The following is a 21,815-nucleotide window of genomic DNA, read 5'->3' as shown; positions in this document are numbered from 1 at the left end:
TGATTTTTTTTTATAAATTTGCAATCCGAAAACAATTCGGGGTGTAGCGTAGCCCGGTCATCGCGCCTGCTTTGGGAGCAGGAGGTCGCAGGTTCGAATCCTGCCACCCCGACAAAAAGCTGAACATTTTGTTCAGCTTTTTTTATTGGTACTATTTAGATTTTTTCCTGAAATATGCTAATAACTCAATACTGTTTTCTGGTAAATGTCCTGCATTTTGAAGTTTTAAAGCTGCTAACTTCAATGCCATATCTAAACTTTCTTCTAAAGAATATTCTTTTAAATACGAATATAAGAAACCAGCCCAAAAGGCATCACCCGCTCCTGTAGCATCTAATATTTTTTCAATTTTAACGGCTGGTAAATTAATTATTTGCTGCCCTCTTTTTGATAAAATAACACCTTCACTCCCTTGTGTTAAACAAACAATATCAACTCCTTCTTTATGAAAAAAAGTAAACATATCAGAGACTTCAATGTCTCCAAATAAGCGGCGCATATCATCAACACTTATTTTTACAAAAGGGTTTAGTTTACAATATTTTTTTATAACTTCTAGCGCCTCTTCTCTATCAGGCCATACAACAGGTGAATAATTTAAATCAATACTAATTTTACTTCCATTTTCAAAAGCTATCTTGGCTTTATTTAAAATAGTTGTTCTGGCAATATCTCTACTCAAAGCAAAACATGTAGTATGATATATTTTTGTTCTTTTTAAAACTTCATCTGGTATTTGATCTTCAGTTACATGACAATCAGCTGTTCTGTATGGCAAAAAGTGTGGTGTTTTATCTGTTCTAGAAATAAAAATTACAGATGTTGGTACGCCTTTAACTCGCTGTACCATATCAATATTAATGTTATTCTCTTCCAAACCTTCGGTCATAAAAGTACCAAAATCATCATCACCAACAGACACTGCCAAATGAACTTTGAGTCCTAATCTAGCACAATTCATTGCTACGTTAGTTGGTGAACCTCCTAAATAACGTTTATAATCACTTGTTTCTAGTAGTGTATGATCATGTTCATGACCTAAAAAATCTACTATTGCCTCTCCAACACATATAATATCTATATCTTTTAATACACTCATAGTAATAATTTTTTTCCTCTTAAATATTGACTTGCTATTATTTCTCCTGCAGCGCTCCAAGTACAATTAGGAACCCCAACAGTTTCTCCTGTTTTTGAATTAAAACATTCATAAAAGGAGTGATTTTTTACCGCATTTAGTTTTTGTATGTATTCTAAAACTTCATTAGCAGCATTATTGTTTTTATCTACTATACTGGCAGCATAAAATCCATTGACCATTTGCCAAGTTCCGCCGTTATGAAATTCATACGGGTAATTTCTAAACTCATACTTGTTATTATGTTTTAACAAGTTCCAATTGTCATCTTGCTCATCAATTACATGCCAAAAAGCTGGCAATAATTGCAACGATAACGTTTTTCTTAAATTTTCTGAGTATTGAATTACTTGGTTATTAAAATTATCTTCTAAATTTAATAACAAGGCCAACGAGTTAGCAAATGCATCAAACATAACTTGATAACCAGATGGAGTTATGGAAGCCATCCAATACTTATATAAGTCTAATTCTTGATAAGCTCTTGGATGATAATAATCGTTTTTTAATTGAGCATCATCTTTTTTATAATTAGTAATTAGTTTATCGGTAATCTGTTTTATTTTATTTGATAATTCCTCGGAGAGTTTTAACAAATTATATGCTCTTAATGCCCATAACCTTAATAATTGATCATAAAAAATGTGCCCTTCAGTTATATATTCATCTACCCAATTTCCTGACCTTGGTACATACATTAAATGATTTCCGTTAAACTCCCAAGCGTCTAACACAAATAGACCTTTTTCAATATTTGGCTTTAATTGTTTAAATAAATCAAAATCATTTGTAAAATGTACGTAATTACAAACACCAATTATAAACCAAGAAACAGTATCTACTCTTCCTGCCAATCCTCCATAGCTAACCTCAACATTATTTCCAAAAGAAACGTTAGAGGGAATTGCACCTGATGAATGCTGATGATTTGCTAAGGTTACTAATGTATTTTTAAATATCTTGTAAAACTTCTCATCACCGTCTAATAGGCCTGCTAAACCACAAATTACCCCATCTCTAGCCCAGATTCGATTATAATTAGCAATATCATGCACGCTTGCTAAAAACCCGTTTTCTGAACTGGCTACAAAAAGTAATTCTACTGCTTTATGATATGACTTGTTCATTTTTATCTGTATTTTTAATTAACAAGGTACAAACTGCCGCCAACAGCAAAAGAACACCAGCAAAAGATATTGCATTACGCGGATCATTATTTAAAAAGTTTTTTAAAATATATCCAAAACTCAGACTTTGAAAAATCATTGGTAAAACAATCATTACATTAATAATACCCATATAAACACCATATCTTTCTTTAGGAATATCATGAACTACCATTAAATAAGGAATTCCCATCATACTTGCCCAACCTATTCCAAACCCAGTTATAGCCACAAATAATAATTCTTTGTTTTGAATTTCTGGAAACATCAAAAAACCAATAGCTGCTAGTATCAAACAAAAAAAATGCACTTTTTTAGGGCTATATTTTTTTGCTAAACCAACCAACAAAAAAGCCACTAAAAAAGTAACTACATTGTACCATCCGTTAACTAAGCCAGTCCAGCTTACAGCTTTTTCATATGCTTCTATATTACTTTGAGGAGTAGCATCCCAAACAGATAATGCAATACTTTTGGAAGAGTTTTGCCAATAACAAAATAATGCATACCATTGAAAAACATAAACTAATGCTAATTGCCACATTACTTTAGGCATTTCTTTAATGGCTTTAATAATTTCTATGAAAGGCGAAAAAATGCCTGATTGTTCTTCTTGTAATTTTTGAAGCTCCTCCTTTGTTGGTGGAATTTCTGAGGTAGTTTTCATACTCCACAAAATAGAACCAATAGAACAAACTGCTCCTAAAAAAAACGATGCATAAACCCAGGTTGGTAACGAACCTGTTTTCCCGATAAAAATCATGGGGAAAATGAATAATGAGATATTCGCCAAAGTTTGTCCTAAACCTGTAAAAAAACTTTGCATTTGAAATCCTAAAGGTTGCTGTTCATCATCTAATTTATCTGCAATAAAAGCTCTGTAAGGCTCCATAGCGGTATTATTACCCGCATCTAAAATCCAAAGTAAACCTACAGCCATCCAGAGTGAACTACTGAATGGAAAAGCAAATAAACAAATACTACAAATTAAGGCTCCAATAAAAAAGTATGGTTTTCTTCTTCCTAGTTTTGGATGCCAAGTTTTATCGCTCATTGCGCCAACTAAAGGTTGAATTAACAATCCAGTTACAGGACCTGCTAAATTTAATAATGGAATTTCATGAGCGTTAGCTCCCAAAAAATCATAGATAGGATTTACCGCACTTTGTTGTAAACCAAAACTATACTGAATACCAAAGAAACCAACATTCATGTTCCATATTTGCCAAAAAGATAATCTAGGTTTACGTAATCGCATCTTTTAAACTATTCTTTATGAATTAAAACTTATACGCTAATGTTAAAGATATTGATCTTCCTGGTAATGGTCTTGCTCTTACATAGTTTACCGTATTTTCTGTGATACTACCTTCTTCTGCTTCTGTAACTCCTAAACCATCAAAAATATTGTTTGCCGCCAAGTTTGCTGTTAAACCTTTAGCTACTTCAAAGGTTACAAATCCGTTAAAAATTGCAAAAGCAGGCATTACCAATTCGTTAGTATCTTGCGCATATGATTTAGTTTGACCAATAACATTTAATCCAACATTATGTTTACCAAATTTGTACGATGGCATTAGATTAAAAATAAAATCTGGTTGTCTTCTTGGCGTATTTCCTTCATTTGCTCCAGAAGTAATTTCTGCGTTTGTATAAGTTAGTGCGCCACGTATATTAAAATCTCCAAAAGTGTAAAAACCTTCTACTTCTAACCCCAAAGATTTATAATCATTTTCTATAATTGAATTAGAGGTAGCTTCAAAACCACCTTCTTCAGTCGTTTGTGCATAAAATGCGGTTGCATACACCGCTCCTTTTTCAAAACGCTGCTTATAACCTAATTCTGCTTGATTAATAAAATCTTTTGCATTGATTTTATCACCATCTAAATAATCTAACCCTGCAAATAATATTCTATCAGCTTTTGCTGAAGCTCCTCTACTATATCGTGCAAATACAGATTGTTTTTCAGAAAATTTATAGTTAACACCTGTAGAATATGAAAGGTATTTATATTGATAATTCACAGCTGTTGCATTAGCATTATCTACTGCAAATACATTGCTTTCTACTGATGAAATATTTCCGTCATTATTAACATCGTAAGCACGTTCTGTTCCTCCAGCAAATGAGCCATCTACATCTCCGATATCATACCTAAGCCCAGCATCAATAGTTATGGCTTCATTAACTTCTAAATTAACATTTAAATATGGAGCAGACACGTTGTATTGTGTATCATAATTTCTGTGTAAATTACCCCAAAATGGCGTTCCGTAGGCGTACAATCCATTTTCGCTTAACGGTTCATTTGTTGCACTTGTAACATTTATTAACCGAGCATTATTATCTGAAACTTCTTGTAAATATGAATTCCACAACCATGACGTTGATAAATTTTGAAATGATTTAAAATATCCTACTGTAATATCTAAATTGTCTACTTTTTTAGAAATTCTAAAGTCATTCATAAAGTTGTTTAAACTATTTAATTCAGTATCAAACATATGAATTCTTGCTACCAAACTATTTGTGTCAACGCCTACTCCAGAATTGGCATAACTTAAAGTAGCACCTGTTCCAAAAGAATCTGCAATCGTGCCAGCATTAGCAATTTGAGCTGGAAACGGAGACACAAAATTTCCGTTATTAACAGCATATCTACCATTGTTTTTAATTTTCCAATCATCTGCAATTGTAAATTGAACATCCAAACCAATCGATTGACTGTTAACAAACATTCCATCTGAAACTTTAGATCTTCTTAATTGCCCATCTGCGCCTAAACCAATATTTTGTTGTAAAAAAGGAGTTTGCAATGCTCCATGAGTTGCATCAAAATTAGGTGCATCAGACCAATTAGGATTATTATTAGTACCCGTTACTTGTATTGGTAACGGCATGTAAGAGATTGCTCTATCATTTAAAAACTTTGTATACAATTTAACATAACCGTTTTCAAACTCTTTTGTGATATTAAATTTAAATTGCCCGCCATTATTTCCTGAAAAACTGGCATCTCTAACTCCTTCACCATTTCTGTAAAAACCTCCTATATGAAAATATAAATCATCTTTAATAGCACCTCCATAGCTTACGTCTGTTCTAAAATTATTGTAATCTAACCCAAAACTAGTACTTAACATTCCACCTTTAGTTTTACCATTTTTACTGATAATATTTATAATTCCTCCAGGTGAATTGGATGATAAAGTAGAAGCTGATCCACCTCTGATAGCTTCAATGTTTTTTACTGAAGCATCAAAACGTGTAAACATATCTGCAGTTGCAAAAGATATGTCACCATAAAGTAACACTGGTAAACCATCTTCTTGTAATTGTACGTATTTAGATCCTCCCGATGAAATTGGAACACCTCTAACTGCAATGTTAGAATTTCCTTCACCTCCAGATGATTCTGAACGAATACCCGGAATTGTTCTAAAAATTTCTGCTGTAGATCTTGGTGCTGACTCCGTTATTACAGACGGTCTTAACGTAGTTACCGATACACTTGATGCTATTTTTGATCTTGGGTTGGTTACACCTGTTATTATTACTTCATCTAATGCTGCTGAATCTTCTTGCATTGTAATGGTAATTACAACATCATCATTTACTGATATTTCTTTCGTAAACATTGTAAAACCAACAAAGGTAGCCTGTAAGGTATATGCTCCAGAAGCAACATTTGTCAATTCAAAATTTCCATTAAAATCAGTAGAAACTCCTTTATTAGTATCTTTTAAAACAATATTCACTCCTGGTAATACCTCATTAGCAGCATCTTTTACGGTACCTTTTACCTTAAATTGTCCAAAACTCTTAAAAGAAAGAGTAAACAAACACACCACTAAAAAACTGTGTAAAATTTTATTTTTTGCCATTGGTAACATTTATTAAGTTAGTAAAATATTGAGCTCTTTTTTATGCAATTTACAACGAAACATACATAAGTTATTGATTTTTAACAACGATAACGTTATCGTAAATTACGAAAACGTTATCGTTTGCTAAAATTTTAGTAAATTTAAATATTATTAAGTGTTTTGTATACATGAATAGAGTAACACTGAAGCAGTTAGCTGATATTTTAGGTCTAAGCACTGGAACCGTTTCTAAGGCTTTAAAAGATTATTATGATATTAGTCCAGAAACAAAAAGAAGAGTTAAAGAGTTAGCAGAAAAGTTAAACTATGTACCAAATGCTTTAGCTGTAAATTTCAGAACCAAAGAAACAAAAACTATAGGTTTGATAATTCCAGAAGTGGTACATCATTTTTTTTCTAACGTCATTAAAGGAATTATAGAAGAAGCTGAAAAACTCAACTATCTAGTAATTATATTACCTTCTAATGAATCTTTTGAATTAGAGAAAAAGCAGCTTAACCTATTAGTTAGCAAACAAGTAGATGGAATTATTATGTCTTTAGCAAATAAAACTATCGATTATAAACATATTAATGAAGTAATTGACAAAAATATACCCGTTATTTTATTTGATAAAATATCTAAACTTGTAAAATGCTCTAAAATTATTATTGATGATAGAAAAGCAGCTTACAATGCCACCAATCACCTAATTAAAACAGGATGCAAAAAAATAGCACATATCCGCGGCCCTCTAGAACCACAAAATTCAATTGATCGGTTTTTGGGTTATAAAAAAGCGCTTGATGAAAATAATATTGAATATTTAAGTAATTTTGTGTATACTTGTGATGAGGTTTCTTTTGAAGAAGGTTATCAATTTGCAGAACAAATTATAAAAGATCATCCTGACATTGACGGAATTTTTGCCATTACAGATTTAGTAGCAACGGGTGTAATTACTAAATTAAATGAACTAAATATTAAAATTCCAGAACAAGTATCTGTTATTGGTTTTAGTGATTGGTTTTTATCAAGAGCTATAACACCATCATTAACAACCATATATCAACCAGGATTAGAAATTGGTAAAAATTGTTTTAGCCAACTAATTAAAGAAATTCAATTCAAAAAAAACAACACCAATTATAACTACGAAACCATCACATTACCAACATCGTTAATTGTGAGGAACTCAACCAAAACTATCTAAAAAACTTTCAATTATTTAGTATCACAAACTCAATTGTGATTGTTAAACTTATATTAATAAGTATATCTTTTTGAGTTTTGTTTAATTTTTAACTATATTTGTTAAACAAATTTTTTAAATGAAAGTTTTAATCACAGGAACAACGGGTTACATAGCTAAAAGGCTAATACTAAAACTTCATGAACTAAATCATGAATTAGTATGCTGTGTACGTGATTTAAACAGAATCCCAGATGAAATTGAAGATTTAAATAATATTTCATTCATAAAAATAGATTTTCTAAAGATTGAGAATTCACAACTTCCAAACGATATTGATGCTGCTTATTATTTAATACACTCAATGTCATCTGGAAAGGGAGATTTTAAAAATAAAGAAGAAACCTGTGCTTACAACTTTAAAAAACTAGTAAATACCACAGAATGTAAACAAGTTATATATTTAAGTGGAATTGTAAACGATGACAGTTTATCTAAACATTTACAATCTAGATTTAATGTAGAAAAAGCATTAGTTTCTAACCATTATGCTTTAACAACTTTTAGAGCAGGCATAATTGTAGGAAGTGGAAGTTCTTCTTTTGAAATTATAAGGGATATTGTTGAAAAACTTCCTGTTATGATAGCTCCAAAATGGTTAAACACCAAAACACAACCTATTGCTATTAGAGATGTTATAAGTTTTTTAACCAAAGGATTATTAAAAGATAGTTTATACAACCAACATTTTGATATTGTAGGACCAGAAATTTTAACCTATAAACAAATGCTACTACAATTTGCAGAAGTTAGAGGTTTTAAAAGATACATATTAACATTACCAGTATTATCTCCTAAATTGTCATCTTACTGGTTGTACTTTGTTACCTCTACAACATTTAGCTTAGCACAAGCTTTAGTAGATAGTTTAAAAGTAGAAGTTATTGGTAAAAAAAGTGACATTAATAAAATACTTGATGTAAAGCCAATACCCTATAAAAAAGCTGTAGATTTGGCCTTCCAAAAAATTGAGCAAAGTGAAGTTATTTCTAGCTGGAAAGATGCTATAAGTAGCGGTGTTTTTAAAGATCAGCTTTCAAAACACATAAACTTACCTCAATACGGGTGCTTTAAAGATGTAAGATTTAGAGAAATTTCCGACAGAAATTATACAATTAATAAAATTTGGAGTATTGGTGGAAAGCAAGGTTGGTACAAATTTAATTGGCTATGGAAAATAAGAGGTTTAGTAGATAAACTTTTTGGAGGTGTTGGATTAAGGAGAGGAAGAACACATGCCAATTATTTAGAAGCAGGTGACCCACTTGATTTTTGGAGAGTTTTGTATGCAAATAAAGAAGAAACCAGACTATTGCTTTTTGCTGAAATGAAATTACCAGGAGAAGCATGGTTAGAATTTAAAATAATAAAAAATAAATTATATCAACGTGCGGTTTTTAGACCAAAAGGTATTTACGGAAGACTATATTGGTACGCTGTTTTACCTTTTCACGGATTGGTTTTCAAAGGTTTAATTGATGAATTAACAAAAAGATAACATGTTTATTATCAAAGTTAAATTGTTAAACAAAAAAAGTTTACTTAAATTTGGTTTAACCCCGAAATTAAGTTTTAAAAAAACTTTTAAAAACTAAAAACCAGTCAGTTATAATTTACGTAAGTATATATAAGAATAATCAATCATTCAATTAAACAAAACTATCATTAGTTAGGTTTACAACAATAATTAGATTATAGATTTACCATCTATTATAACTAGAACTATTATCAATAACTAAATAAAATTGTTTAATTAAAAAATTTAGATTTATGACACTAGTAGAGAAAGCAATCGAATTCGAAACAAGAAAGTTTAAGTTTCCAACAACAAGCGATCGTATTTTAGCATCACGTGAAGCTAAGAATTTAATATTATCGTTAAATGAAATTTACAAGAAAAACAAAGATAGAGAAATAATGGACCTTATGAAACGTTTAACCGCGATTAAACAACGTATAGAAAAACGTTTAAAAGGTAAACCATTGTTAGATTAATAACTTACTAAACTATTAAAAACAAAGATTTTCAGGTAAATATCGCCTGATATCTTTGTTTTTTTTATATATTAAAATCATACAAACCATTTAATCTTTCAGGTATGAAACCACTTTACGCATTTCTTATTTTGTTAATTAGCTTAACATCATGCAAGTCTCAAAACAATCAAAATTCCAATAAAATGTCTGTACACAACATCGCTATTAATAGCATAGAAGGAAAAAAAATAAACTTTGCAGATTTTAAAGGAAAAAAAATATTATTTGTGAACGTAGCCTCAAAATGCGGATTTACCCCGCAATACGAAGGACTCGAAAAATTACAACAAGAATATAAAAATAAACTGGTTGTAATTGGTGTTCCATGTAACCAATTTGGGGGTCAAGAGCCAGGAACAGCCACACAAATACAAGAGTTTTGCTCTGTTAATTACGGAGTAACCTTCCCTATTACAGAAAAAATTGACGTTAAAGGAGACAAACAACATCCTTTATATCAGTTTTTAACCAATAAAGATAAAAACGGATTTAAAAACTCTACGGTTAAATGGAATTTTCAAAAATATTTAGTTGATGAAAATGGAAATTTAATAGATTATTGGTACTCACTTACGAAACCACAGAGTGAAAAAATAACTCAAAAAATTTAAATAATATGAAGTTATATCGTCTTCATAAAAAGCAAAATTTACCAATATCTATAGAAACTGCCTGGGATTTTTTATCAGATCCTGGAAACTTAAAAACTATTACTCCTGATTATATGGGGTTTCAGATTGTTTCTGGAGCAGACAGACCAATGTATCCTGGCCAAATTATTCAATATGTTGTAACTCCAGTACTTGGAATTAAAACCACCTGGGTTACAGAAATAACTCATGTTGAAAATAAACATTACTTTGTTGATGAACAACGTTTTGGCCCATATGCTTTATGGCATCATAAACACTTTATTAAACCTATTGATAATGGTGTGGAAATGGAAGATATAATAGATTATAAAATACCGATGGGTATTTTGGGCCGGTTAGCTCACCCCTTTTTAGTAAAACCTAAATTAGAAGAAATTTTTAAATACAGACAACAAAAATTAATTGATTTATTTGGAGAGTACAATGGATAAAATTGCTATTTTTTGGTTCAGAAGAGATTTAAGGATAGAAGACAATCATGGACTGTATAAAGCTTTAAAAAGCGGATACAAAGTACTTCCTATTTTTATTTTTGATGAAAACATTTTAGAAAAGCTTCCGAAAAACGATGCTAGAGTTAACTTTATACACCAAAAAATAACAAAAATTCATCAACAGTTACAAATAAATAATAAAGGTTTAGAAGTTTTTTTAAGCACTCCTGAAAAGGTGTTTAATAACTTAATTAAAAAGTACAAAATTGTTGAAGTTTACACAAATAAAGATTATGAACCTTACGCATTAAAACGTGATGAAAAGATTCATAAACTACTAAAAAACAACAACATTGAATTCAAAGCTTTTAAAGATCAGGTTATCTTTGAAGAAAACGAAGTTGTTAAAGATGATGGAGATCCTTATAAAGTATACACTCCATATTCTAAAAAATGGCTACAACATTATAAAAATAGCACAATAAAATCTTTTCCTTCTGAAAAAAAACTTGATAACTTAATTGACACTAAAGGAAACATCCTAAGCTTACAAGATATTGGATTTGAGCCTTCAGAAATAAAAGTTCCTGATTTTTCGCTAGACAAAGATTTAATTGAAGAATACGAAAACACAAGAGATTATCCAGCAATTAATGGTACTTCTCAAATTGGACCGCATTTACGTTTTGGAACAATATCTATTAGAAAAGCGGTAGAAAAAGCACAAAAAAGTAACAACATCACCTATTTAAAAGAACTGATATGGCGTGAATTTTTTATGCAAATTTTATGGCATTTCCCAGATACAGTTACCAAGTCTTTTAAACCAGCGTATGATGCAATTACTTGGAGAAACAATAAAGATGAATTTGAAAAATGGCAAACAGGTAATACTGGCTATCCGCTAGTTGATGCAGGAATGCGAGAATTAAATACTACCGGTCACATGCACAACAGAGTAAGAATGTTAGTGGGTAGTTTTTTATGTAAACATTTATTGATAGATTGGCGATGGGGTGAAGCTTATTTTGCAGAAAAACTTCTGGATTTCGAATTATCTAGTAACATTGGTAATTGGCAATGGTTAGCTGGCTGTGGTGTGGATGCTGCTCCTTACTTTAGAATTTTTAATCCTACCACACAAATTAAAAAATTTGATAAAGACTTAACGTATATAAAAAAATGGGTTCCAGAATTTCAAGAACTTAGTTACGCGAAAGAAATTGTTGACCATAAAATGGCAAGAGAACGTTGCTTGAATACTTATAAAGAGGCCTTAAATAAAACCTAATTCTTGTTTTATTGTTAATACATTGTTGTTATTAATTTTATAGAACATCTAAAAGCTGTAATTATGAATAACTAAATAAGCTCACACCTGTTATACAAGCATAAATATTTAAGAGTTTCATAATAGTAAAATTTCTGAAACTGTGTTGACCAGCAATCATTTTACAACCAAATTAAATTACTACATCACTTTTAAAGATATAGTATCTAGAAGAAAGTACTGAATTTAAAGTGGACAACAGAAAATTTACAAGCAATTTTTCTACTCTATACAATATCAAACAATAATGATAAAAATAATAAAGCACTGAACTTTTTCAGTGCTTTTATTATATTTGTAAGTATCGGGATGTAGCTTAGTCCGGTTAAAGTGCTGGTCTGGGGGACCAGAGATCGGAGGTTCGAATCCTCTCATCCCGACTTATTTAATACCCTTCCGCCAATAAACGAAGTCCTTTTTCATTTTTAATTGTAATAGTTTTCCTTGCTACACTTATTAATCCATTCTTTTTAAATTCTGACAACAACCTAATTACTGTTTCAGATGCTGTTCCGGTAATATTGGCTATATCTTCTCTTGTTAAGTGCATAGCATCAATTTGCAAATCAAAATTCTGATGTAAATACAACAATGTAATTGCTAAACGTTGTTTCACAGGTTTCTGAGCCATATCTACAATAATATTATCTGCATTTTTTAAAGATGTTGCTAATTTCTGTAAAATACTCATAGTAAAATTCTGGTTCCTCTCTAAGTTTTTTAACACCTCTTCTTTTGGAATAAAACAAACTTCAACTGTATTTAATGCAACTGCTTTAAGATTTGAGGCTTCGTTATTAATCAAACTACGTTCTCCTATCAAATCACCTTTTTTTATCAAATTAATTATTTGATCTTTACCATTATCACTAAGCTTTGAAACCTTACACACTCCTTCTCTAACACAGTATATTCCATTAATATACTCTCCTTCATCAAATAAAACTTCCCCTTTTTCTAATGTTTTTGATGCTCTACAAAGTGATAAGCCCATTAATTCATCTGTAGTCAATTCTTTAAATGCATTAAGCTGCCGAATTGAACATTGTTCACATTTACCCATAAAATTGTGCCTTAGATTCACAAATTTAACTATTACTTAAGCTACTTTACATGACAAATATCATGTTTTACATTCACAATATTTGTGACTTTTGTTACAGGCAAAAGAGTAAATATGAAAAATACACAATGTTATCATTGCGGTAACCATTGTAATGACACAAAAATCAAGTTAAACGATAAAGTTTTTTGTTGCAATGGGTGTAAAACTGTTTTCGAAATTTTTACTGAAAACGATTTAACTTGTTACTATGATTTTCAAAATAATCCTGGTGCAATACCAAATGAAATAAAAGGAAAATACGACTTTTTAGATTCTGAAGAAATCTCTCAAAAGCTGTTAGATTTTAATAACAACAATACACAAATTGTAACCCTATATATTCCACATATACATTGTAGTTCATGTATTTGGATTTTAGAAAACTTACATAAACTCAATAAAAACGTAAATAATTCACAAGTAAATTTTCCTAAAAAAACAGTTAGAATAACCTTTAACGCAAAAAATACATCTTTAAAAGAGCTTGTTATTCTTTTAAGTTCTGTAGGATATGAACCTTACATTAGTTTAGAAGACTATGAAGTAGAAAAGAAAAAAGTAGACAGAACACTTTTATATAAACTTGGTATTGCTGGCTTCGCTTTTGGTAACGTAATGTTTTTATCTTTTCCAGAATACTTTGAGGTCAATGAATATTGGTTAGAAAAATTTAAACATATTTTTAGATGGGTTATGTTTGCCTTTTCTCTTCCTGTTGTTTTTTATGCTGCTCAAGACTATTTTACAGCAGCATTTAAAGGAATAAAGAATAAAATTTTAAATATAGATATCCCTATTGCATTAGGAATTTTTGTATTATTTGTAAGGAGTACTACAGAAATTATATTCGATATTGGCACTGGTTTTTTTGATAGTTTAACAGGCCTTGTTTTCTTTTTATTATTAGGTAAATTTTTTCAACAAAAAACATATAATTTTCTATCATTTGAAAGAGATTACAAATCTTATTTCCCTATTGCTGTTACTAAAATTAATAAGGATGAAAGCGAGGAAAATATTCAAATTTATGATGTAAAAAAAGGGGATCGTCTGTTAATAAGAAGTCAAGAGTTAATACCTACCGATGGTATTTTAATAAATGGAAACGCACAGGTTGATTACAGTTTTGTTACAGGTGAAGCTGATGCTGTTAAAAAAAAGTCCGGTGATAAAGTTTTTGCAGGTGGTAAACAACTAGGTGAAGCTATTGAAATTGAAGTTTTACATGCTGTATCACAAAGTTATTTAACGCAATTATGGAGCAACGATGTTTTTCAAAAAGATAAAACTTCATCTTTTAAAAATATCACCGATACTATTAGCAAACATTTTACAGTAGCAATTCTCAGTATTGCTATTATTGCAACATCCTACTGGTTATTTATAGACACCTCTAAAGCTTTAAACGTATTTACTGCAATTTTAATTATTGCTTGTCCTTGTGCAATTGCTTTGGCCGCTCCATTTACCATGGGAAATATGCTTCGAATTTTTGGTAAATTAAAATTTTATTTAAAAAACGCCTTAGTTGTTGAACAATTAGCTCAAGTAAATTATTTAATTTTTGACAAAACAGGAACGATAACAACCAACACAAAAAACTCAATTACTTATTTAGGCGATGAAATATCCTATAAAGAAAAAGGAGCTTTAAAAAGTTTACTGAGAGCTTCAAACCATCCACTAAGCAGAAATTTATATCATGAAATATCTGTTAATACAAAAACAACCATTCATAACTTTAGTGAAAAAATAGGTAAAGGTTTACAAGGAACATTTAATAAAAACACTATTAAAGTTGGTTCGGCTTCCTATGTAAAAGACGAATTAGAAAGCAATAATCTTAATACCTCTGTTCATGTTAGCATTAACAACTCTTACAAAGGAAAATTTATTTTTAAAAATAGTTATCGAAAAGGTGTTTCTAAATTATTCAAAAAACTTAACAAACATTTCCATTTAGCCATTGTTTCAGGCGATAATCAAGGAGAAAAAGAGTTTTTGAAGAAAATATTACCTAAAAAGACTCAATATTTGTTTAATCAGAAACCAAAAGACAAGTTAAATTTTGTAGCAAAACTTCAAAAAGAAAACTACAATGTTGCCATGATTGGTGACGGATTAAATGATGCTGGTGCATTAGCGCAAAGTAATGTTGGCATTGCATTATCGGAAAATATTAATGTATTCTCACCAGCTTGTGATGCAATTTTAGATGCTGAGAAATTAGACAAATTAAATCTATACATTCATGCTGCTAAAAAAGCCGTAACCGTTGTTAAATATTGTTTTTTATTATCTTTAGTATACAATGTTATAGGGTTGTATTTTGCTATAACTGGACAATTAACTCCTGTTATAGCTGCTATTTTAATGCCATTAAGCTCTATTAGTATTGTTATTTTTACTACAATAAGTACTAACATAATAGGTAACAAATTAAAATAATTAGCAGATGAAAATTCATAAATATATAGATCATACAAACTTAAAACCTACAGCTACCAAACAAGATATCATCAATTTATGCGAGGAAGCTAAAAAACATCATTTTTTTGCAGTTTGTATTAATCCATGCTATATCGAATTAGCAAAAGAAAATTTAAAAAACACTACAATTAAAGTAGCTACAGTAATTGGATTCCCTTTGGGAGCAAGCACCACTGAAACTAAGATATTTGAAGCTAAAAACGCTATTAAAAATGGTGCTGATGAAATAGATATGGTACTGAACATTGGAGCTTTAAAAGCTGGCGATTACAGTTATGTTGAAAAGGAAATTTCTTTAATTAAACAAGCCATTGGACATCATACCTTAAAAGTAATTTTAGAAAACTGTTATTTATCGTCAGATGAAATTACTACTGCTTGTAAACTTTGTTTAAACGCAAAAGCTGACTTTGTTAAAACCTCTACAGGTTTTGGAACCAATGGTGCAACTTTTAAAGATGTTACGATTATGAACTCTGTAGTTGATGGAGAATCACAAATAAAAGCTGCTGGAGGAATTAGAGATTTAGAAACCGCCTTGAAATTTATTGAAATGGGAGTAACTCGTTTAGGCACCTCATCTGGTGTTGCATTGGTTACTCAAGGCTTTACCAACCAAAACGATTATTAATTATGAGTATACATATTAAAGCAAAACAAGGAGATATAGCCGAAACTGTTCTTTTACCAGGAGATCCGCTTCGTGCAAAATGGATTGCTGAAACATTTTTAGATAACATTTATTGCTATAATGACGTAAGAGGAATGCTAGGTTTTACAGGAACCTATCAAAATAAAAAAATCTCTGTACAAGGAACAGGAATGGGGATTCCATCTGCCTTAATTTATTGCCATGAATTGATAAATGATTATGGCGTTAAAAATTTAATTAGAGTAGGCTCTGCAGGATCATATCAAAAAGAAATAAAAATCAGAGATATAGTTATTGCTATGGCTGCTTCTACAAACTCTGGTTTAAATACAATACGTTTTAATGGTGCTGATTACGCCGCAACTGCTAGTTTTGATTTATTTACAAAAGCTGTAACAATAGCCAAACAAAAAAATATTAAGGTAAAAGCTGGTAACATTTTAAGTTCTGATGAATTTTATACTGACGATTTTAACGATTATAAAAAATGGGCAGATTATGGAGTTTTATGTGTTGAAATGGAAACTAACGGGCTTTACACCGTTGCTGCAAAACACAAAGTAAACGCACTGTCAATACTTACCATATCTGATAGTCTTGTAACCGGTGAGACCACTTCCTCTAAAGAAAGACAACAAACATTTAAAGAAATGATTGAAATAGCAATTGAACTTGCTTAAATACTTTATTAATGAACACATTAATTCAAAAATACAACGTACCCGGACCCAGATACACTAGCTACCCTACAGTTCCTTATTGGGACTCATCTACTTTTAGCAAACAAAAATGGATTGAAAGTTTTAAAACTTCATTACAAGAAAGTAACACTTCTGAAGGAATTAGCTTATATATTCATCTGCCTTTTTGCGAGAGCCTGTGTACTTTTTGTGCATGTCATAAACACATTACCAAAAGGCATAATATTGAAGAAGACTATATAAAAACAGTATTAAAAGAATGGAGTTTATATTTAGACCTAATTGATGAAAAACCTATTATTAAAGAAATCCACTTAGGCGGAGGAACCCCAACTTTTTTTAGTGCAGAAAATTTATCGTTGTTAATTAATGGTTTGTTACAAAACTCAATCAAACACCCAAATCACGAATTTAGTTTTGAAGGGCATCCAAACAACACCTCAAAACAACATTTACAAACTCTATTTAACCTTGGTTTTACTAGAGTTAGCTTTGGTGTTCAAGATTATGATGAAAAAGTACAAAAAGCCATCAATAGAATTCAACCTTATGAAAACGTTAAAAAAGTTACTGAATGGGCTCGTGAAATTGGATACACATCTATTAGTCATGATTTAGTTTTTGGACTTCCTTTTCAAACAAAAGAAAACATTATTTACACCATTAATAAAACAAGAGAATTAAAACCAGATAGAATTTCCTACTACAGCTATGCACACGTACCTTGGGTTAAAGGTGTTGGACAAAGAGGTTTTAATGAAAAAGACCTCCCTATTGATGAAGATAAAAGAACTTTATATGAAATAGGTAAAAAATTATTTGACGAGTTTGGCTATGTTGAAATAGGCATGGATCACTTTGCATTAAAAACAGATAGTTTATTTACTGCCACACAACAAAAAACACTTCATAGAAACTTTATGGGGTATACCGCCAATAAAACTCAACTTATGATTGGTTTGGGAATGTCTGCAATTTCTGACTCTTGGTATGGTTTTGCTCAAAATGTAAAAACAGTAAAAGAATATCAAAAACTTATTAATCAAGGAGAAATCCCAGTATTTAGAGGTCATATTTTAACTCAAGAAGATTTAATTGTTCGAAAACACATTTTAAATATTATGTGTAATTTCTCTACCTCATGGGAATCTCAACACAATAATTTCTTACACCTAAACAAATCATTACAACTATTATCTGAAATGAAAGATGACAATCTTTTACAAATAAAAAATAACCAGCTCACAGTTCACAAAAAAGCCAAACCGTTTGTAAGAAATATATGCATGGCTTTTGATGTTAGACTACAACAACAAAAACCAGACACACAACTTTTTTCAATGACAATTTAAAATTTAAGCTCGATTTATAATCGAGCTTTTTTTATGCTAAAAAAATGCAAACATGACAAATATCATATTTTAAAACGAGCCTCTCTCCTACTTTTGATGTTATAATTATCAGGCATTAAAATGAGCGTAATTTATCTATTACTTACCATAAGTATTATTGTAGCACTACTTTTTTTTATAGTATTTATTATCTCTGTAAAAAAAGGCCAGTTTGACGATACCTACACGCCTTCTGTTCGAATGCTTTTTGATGATGAACTTGTGGAAAACAACAAAAATTAACAATCAATAACTAAAATCAATTCATATGGAAATGCAACAATTTTATTACGATAATAAGATCGTGAAAAAATTCGTTTACGCTACAATGACATGGGGTATTGTAGGCTTTTCAGTAGGTTTACTACTAGCTTTCATGTTTTTGTTTCCAAACTTAACAGATGGTATTTCATGGTTAAGTTTTGGGCGCTTACGTCCTTTACACACTAACGCTGTAATTTTTGCTTTTGTTGGTAACGCCATTTTTGCGGGTGTATATTATTCTTTGCAACGTTTGTTAAAAACAAGAATGGCTAGCGATTTCTTAAGTAATTTTAACTTTTGGGGCTGGCAACTTATAATTATAGCAGCTGCCATTACACTTCCATTAGGATACACTACATCTAAAGAATATGCAGAACTAGAATGGCCTATAGATTTAGCCATTGCGATAGTTTGGGTAGCATTTGGCGCTAACATGATTTGGACAATTTTAAAAAGACGTCAAAGACATTTGTATGTAGCCGTTTGGTTTTATTTAGCCACTTTTGTAACAGTTGCAGTACTTCATATTTTTAATAGTTTAGAATTACCTGTAAGCGGGTTAAAAAGCTACTCTGTTTACGCAGGTGTTCAAGATGCTTTAGTACAATGGTGGTATGGACACAATGCAGTAGCATTCTTTTTAACAACACCTTTTTTAGGCTTAATGTATTATTTTGTTCCGAAGGCTGCTAACAGACCCGTATATTCTTACAAACTATCTATTATCCACTTTTGGTCTTTAATATTTATATATATATGGGCTGGACCACACCATTTACTATATTCAGCATTACCAGATTGGGCTCAAAACTTGGGTGTGGCTTTTTCTATTATGTTAATAGCTCCTTCTTGGGGAGGTATGATAAACGGTTTATTAACCTTACGTGGAGCTTGGGATAAAGTTAGAACAGATCCTGTTTTAAAATTTATGGTTGTAGGTATTACGGGATATGGTATGGCTACTTTTGAAGGGCCAATGCTATCATTAAAAAATGTAAATGCTATTGCTCATTTTACAGATTGGATTATTGCTCACGTACATGTAGGTGCATTAGCCTGGAACGGATTTATGACCTTTGGTATGGTATATTGGTTAGTTCCTAAATTATTTAAAACAAAATTACATTCAACCGCTTTAGCTAACACGCATTTTTGGATTGGTACTTTAGGTATTATCATGTACGCTTTACCAATGTATGTTGCTGGTTTTGTACAAGCATTTATGTGGAAGCAATTTAACCCAGACGGTACTTTAACTTATGGAAACTTTTTAGAAACTGTACAAGAAATAGTTCCGATGTACTGGATGCGTGCAATTGGAGGTAGTTTATACATTGTTGGTGCACTAGTTATGCTATACAACATTGTAAAAACCGTTAAAAATGGCGCTACTGTAACCGATGAACTTGCTGAAGCTGCTCCTTTAACAAAAGTACCTAGCTACAGAACAAGCGGAGAGGGTTGGCATACGTGGTTAGAAAGAAAACCTATAAAACTAACTATTTACGCAACCATAGCTATACTAATAGGCGGTTTGGTTCAAATAGTCCCTACATTACTAATAGACTCTAACATTCCTACAATATCAAGTGTAAAACCATATTCTCCTTTAGAAATTGAAGGACGTGATATATACATTAGAGAAGGATGTGTGAGTTGCCACTCACAAATGATTAGACCATTCCGAAGCGAAGTTGAAAGATATGGTGAATATTCTAAAGCAGGAGAATACGTTTATGACCATCCGTTTTTATGGGGAAGTAAACGTACAGGCCCCGATCTTTTAAGAGTTGGAGGTAAATACAATGATAACTGGCACTTAAACCACATGTATGATCCACAAAGTACATCACCAGGCTCAATTATGCCAGCTTATCAATGGTTAATTAGAAATAAATTAGACAAATCTGCTACAGAAGATAAGATGCGAGCTATGGTCACTTTAGGTTCTCCATATACAGAAGAAGAAATTGCAAATGCTCAAAAAAGCATGGATGCACAAGGAACGAAAATTCAAGAAAACCTATACAATGATCCTGATTTTGCTAAAACCTATGAACAAGACAAGCAATACGCTCAAGAAAATGGTTTAGAGTTTACAGAAATTAAAGACCGAGAAATTGTTGCTTTAATTGCTTATCTGCAAAGACTAGGAACTGATATTAAAGTAAAGGAAAACGATAACAATTAAAAACTTGAAGATATGCTAAAATTTGTAAAAAACCACATGGAGAGTATTACTGGTATAGAAATCTATCCTATTATCTCATTAAGTATCTTCTTTACATTTTTTGTAGTCCTTTTTTGGTGGGTTGCTACCGCTAAAAAAGAACATATTAAAGAAGTAAGTGAAATTCCATTAGAAAAATAACACCAATTAACATGAAAAAATATGTGCAATCAATAGCTTACCTTGTCTTTGTTGGCGTTACCTCTTGGGCATTAATAACCGCTATTAGATCTTATAAAAATCCTTTTAGTTTATATGAAAATCCATTAGTTTGGATTGCTCTTGTAGCTTTAATAATGGTAATTGTATTAAAAGAAATTTTAAATATTACAGCACTTCAAAAAACAGAAGAATTAAGTTATGAAAAACAAGGCATTAATCCGGAAGAAATAGATCACTGGGCTTGGGCGAAAGACTTTTTGAAAAAATGGACTAACGCTAAAGCTATTGAAGAAGAAGCAACCATAGAACTAGATCATAATTATGATGGTATAAAAGAATTGGACAATTCACTACCGCCATGGTGGGTTTATCTTTTTTATGCAACAATTGTATTTGGAGTTATATATTTGGTAAGATACCATATTGCGGGGGCTCCAGATCAAGCAACCGAGTATAAAAAAGAAGTAGCTCAAGCAAAGCTTGCATTAGCTAAGTACAAAAAAGCAACTCCAAACGCCTTTGACATTAATAACGTTTCCTTACTTACCGATGATGGCGCTATTGCTAGAGGAAAAGCTGTTTTCAACCTAAATTGCGTTGCTTGTCATGCTGCCGATGGTGGTGGTGGAATTGGTCCTAACTTAACTGATGAGAATTGGATTTTAGGTGGTGGTTTTAAAAATGTTTTTAACACCATTTATAGTGGTGGTAGAGATGGTAAAGGAATGATAGCTTGGGATAAAACTTTAAAACCTCAAGACATTCAAAAGGTAGCTAGCTATGTTATGAGTTTACAAGGTACAACTCCTGCAAACCCAAAACCTCCTCAAGGTGATAAATGGGAAAATGGAATTACTAGTGATACCGACAACACCTCATCAGAGGAAGGAGAAATAGAAGAACCAATAAAAGAATAAAAATTAGTTTTTAATAGTTGATG

The 21,815-nt window shown here is 31.1% G+C and carries 19 protein-coding genes and 2 tRNA genes; 16 read left to right on the top strand and 5 right to left on the bottom strand.

The annotated features are described in order from the left end of the window. The first annotated feature begins 37 nt into the window (after positions 1-37). Positions 38-112 (top strand) — tRNA-Pro (locus ACFQ1U_RS13270). Between the two features lie 39 nt (positions 113-151). Here the strand turns inward: ACFQ1U_RS13270 and ACFQ1U_RS13265 are convergent. The 4 genes from ACFQ1U_RS13265 to ACFQ1U_RS13250 are packed head-to-tail and all read right to left on the bottom strand — an operon-like array spanning position 152 to position 6,191. Then, positions 152-1,099, bottom strand: coding sequence for a carbohydrate kinase family protein (locus ACFQ1U_RS13265; protein ID WP_386109185.1), 948 nt, complete (start codon positions 1,097-1,099; stop codon positions 152-154). Beyond that, positions 1,096-2,265: a glycoside hydrolase 100 family protein gene (locus ACFQ1U_RS13260; RefSeq protein WP_386109183.1), complete on the bottom strand. Its 1,170-nt coding sequence runs from the start codon at positions 2,263-2,265 to the stop codon at positions 1,096-1,098. The genes ACFQ1U_RS13265 and ACFQ1U_RS13260 overlap by 4 nt, the downstream gene beginning before the upstream one ends. Beyond that, positions 2,246-3,562: an MFS transporter gene (locus tag ACFQ1U_RS13255; RefSeq protein WP_386109181.1), complete on the bottom strand. Its 1,317-nt coding sequence runs from the start codon at positions 3,560-3,562 to the stop codon at positions 2,246-2,248. The genes ACFQ1U_RS13260 and ACFQ1U_RS13255 overlap by 20 nt, the downstream gene beginning before the upstream one ends. Before the next feature lie 22 nt (positions 3,563-3,584). Then, entirely contained in the window at positions 3,585-6,191 is a 2,607-nt protein-coding gene (locus ACFQ1U_RS13250) for a TonB-dependent receptor domain-containing protein (protein WP_386109179.1), read from the bottom strand. A gap of 170 nt (positions 6,192-6,361) precedes the next feature. Between ACFQ1U_RS13250 and ACFQ1U_RS13245 the strand changes: the two genes are divergently transcribed. The 7 genes from ACFQ1U_RS13245 (at position 6,362) to ACFQ1U_RS13215 (ending at position 12,260) form a co-directional block, all read left to right on the top strand. Next, entirely contained in the window at positions 6,362-7,387 is a 1,026-nt protein-coding gene (locus ACFQ1U_RS13245; RefSeq protein ID WP_386109177.1) for a LacI family DNA-binding transcriptional regulator, read from the top strand. 118 nt (positions 7,388-7,505) lie between these two features. Next, positions 7,506-8,924 (top strand): SDR family oxidoreductase, encoded by a 1,419-nt coding sequence (locus tag ACFQ1U_RS13240; RefSeq protein ID WP_386109175.1) that lies wholly within the window; start codon positions 7,506-7,508, stop codon positions 8,922-8,924. A gap of 272 nt (positions 8,925-9,196) precedes the next feature. After that, positions 9,197-9,421 carry a hypothetical protein gene (locus ACFQ1U_RS13235; protein WP_386109173.1) on the top strand — a complete coding sequence of 75 codons (225 nt, stop codon included), beginning with the start codon at positions 9,197-9,199 and terminating at the stop codon, positions 9,419-9,421. Positions 9,422-9,525: 104 nt separating this feature from the next. Further along, positions 9,526-10,074, top strand: coding sequence for a glutathione peroxidase (locus ACFQ1U_RS13230; protein ID WP_386109171.1), 549 nt, complete (start codon positions 9,526-9,528; stop codon positions 10,072-10,074). Between the two features lie 5 nt (positions 10,075-10,079). Then, a complete protein-coding gene (locus tag ACFQ1U_RS13225; RefSeq protein ID WP_386109169.1) occupies positions 10,080-10,547 on the top strand; it encodes an SRPBCC family protein in 468 nt (155 codons plus the stop codon). Then, positions 10,540-11,841 (top strand): cryptochrome/photolyase family protein, encoded by a 1,302-nt coding sequence (locus ACFQ1U_RS13220; RefSeq protein ID WP_386109167.1) that lies wholly within the window; start codon positions 10,540-10,542, stop codon positions 11,839-11,841. Before ACFQ1U_RS13225 ends, ACFQ1U_RS13220 begins: the two co-directional genes overlap by 8 nt. 344 nt (positions 11,842-12,185) lie before the next feature. After that, positions 12,186-12,260: transfer RNA gene (locus ACFQ1U_RS13215), tRNA-Pro, on the top strand. 5 nt (positions 12,261-12,265) lie between these two features. Here the strand turns inward: ACFQ1U_RS13215 and ACFQ1U_RS13210 are convergent. Next, entirely contained in the window at positions 12,266-12,943 is a 678-nt protein-coding gene (locus ACFQ1U_RS13210; RefSeq protein WP_386109165.1) for a Crp/Fnr family transcriptional regulator, read from the bottom strand. A gap of 114 nt (positions 12,944-13,057) precedes the next feature. Here ACFQ1U_RS13210 and ACFQ1U_RS13205 point away from each other — a divergent pair, with 114 nt between their 5' ends. From ACFQ1U_RS13205 to ACFQ1U_RS13170, 8 genes are all read left to right on the top strand, one after another. Beyond that, on the top strand, positions 13,058-15,433 hold the full coding sequence (locus ACFQ1U_RS13205; protein WP_386109163.1) for a heavy metal translocating P-type ATPase: 2,376 nt from the start codon (positions 13,058-13,060) through the stop codon (positions 15,431-15,433). Positions 15,434-15,440: 7 nt separating this feature from the next. After that, entirely contained in the window at positions 15,441-16,106 is a 666-nt protein-coding gene (gene deoC / locus ACFQ1U_RS13200) for a deoxyribose-phosphate aldolase (protein ID WP_386109161.1), read from the top strand. A 2-nt stretch (positions 16,107-16,108) separates the two neighbouring features. After that, on the top strand, positions 16,109-16,807 hold the full coding sequence (gene deoD, locus ACFQ1U_RS13195) for a purine-nucleoside phosphorylase (RefSeq protein ID WP_386109159.1): 699 nt from the start codon (positions 16,109-16,111) through the stop codon (positions 16,805-16,807). Between the two features lie 11 nt (positions 16,808-16,818). Then, positions 16,819-18,180 carry an oxygen-independent coproporphyrinogen III oxidase gene (gene hemN, locus ACFQ1U_RS13190; RefSeq protein WP_386109157.1) on the top strand — a complete coding sequence of 454 codons (1,362 nt, stop codon included), beginning with the start codon at positions 16,819-16,821 and terminating at the stop codon, positions 18,178-18,180. Between the two features lie 120 nt (positions 18,181-18,300). Further along, positions 18,301-18,462: a cbb3-type cytochrome oxidase assembly protein CcoS gene (gene ccoS, locus ACFQ1U_RS13185; RefSeq protein ID WP_386109155.1), complete on the top strand. Its 162-nt coding sequence runs from the start codon at positions 18,301-18,303 to the stop codon at positions 18,460-18,462. A gap of 25 nt (positions 18,463-18,487) precedes the next feature. After that, entirely contained in the window at positions 18,488-20,674 is a 2,187-nt protein-coding gene (gene ccoN, locus ACFQ1U_RS13180) for a cytochrome-c oxidase, cbb3-type subunit I (RefSeq protein ID WP_386109153.1), read from the top strand. 12 nt (positions 20,675-20,686) lie between these two features. Continuing rightward, positions 20,687-20,854 carry a CcoQ/FixQ family Cbb3-type cytochrome c oxidase assembly chaperone gene (locus tag ACFQ1U_RS13175; protein WP_386109151.1) on the top strand — a complete coding sequence of 56 codons (168 nt, stop codon included), beginning with the start codon at positions 20,687-20,689 and terminating at the stop codon, positions 20,852-20,854. Between the two features lie 11 nt (positions 20,855-20,865). After that, positions 20,866-21,792, top strand: coding sequence for a cbb3-type cytochrome c oxidase N-terminal domain-containing protein (locus ACFQ1U_RS13170; protein WP_386109149.1), 927 nt, complete (start codon positions 20,866-20,868; stop codon positions 21,790-21,792). Positions 21,793-21,815: the final 23 nt, after the last annotated feature.

It is taken from the genome of Tenacibaculum geojense (assembly GCF_042676005.1).
In the GTDB taxonomy this organism is placed as follows: Bacteria; Bacteroidota; Bacteroidia; order Flavobacteriales; family Flavobacteriaceae; genus Polaribacter; species Polaribacter geojense.
The sequence above is the reverse complement of the archived record's forward strand: the minus strand, read 5'-3'. Positions and strand labels throughout refer to the sequence as shown.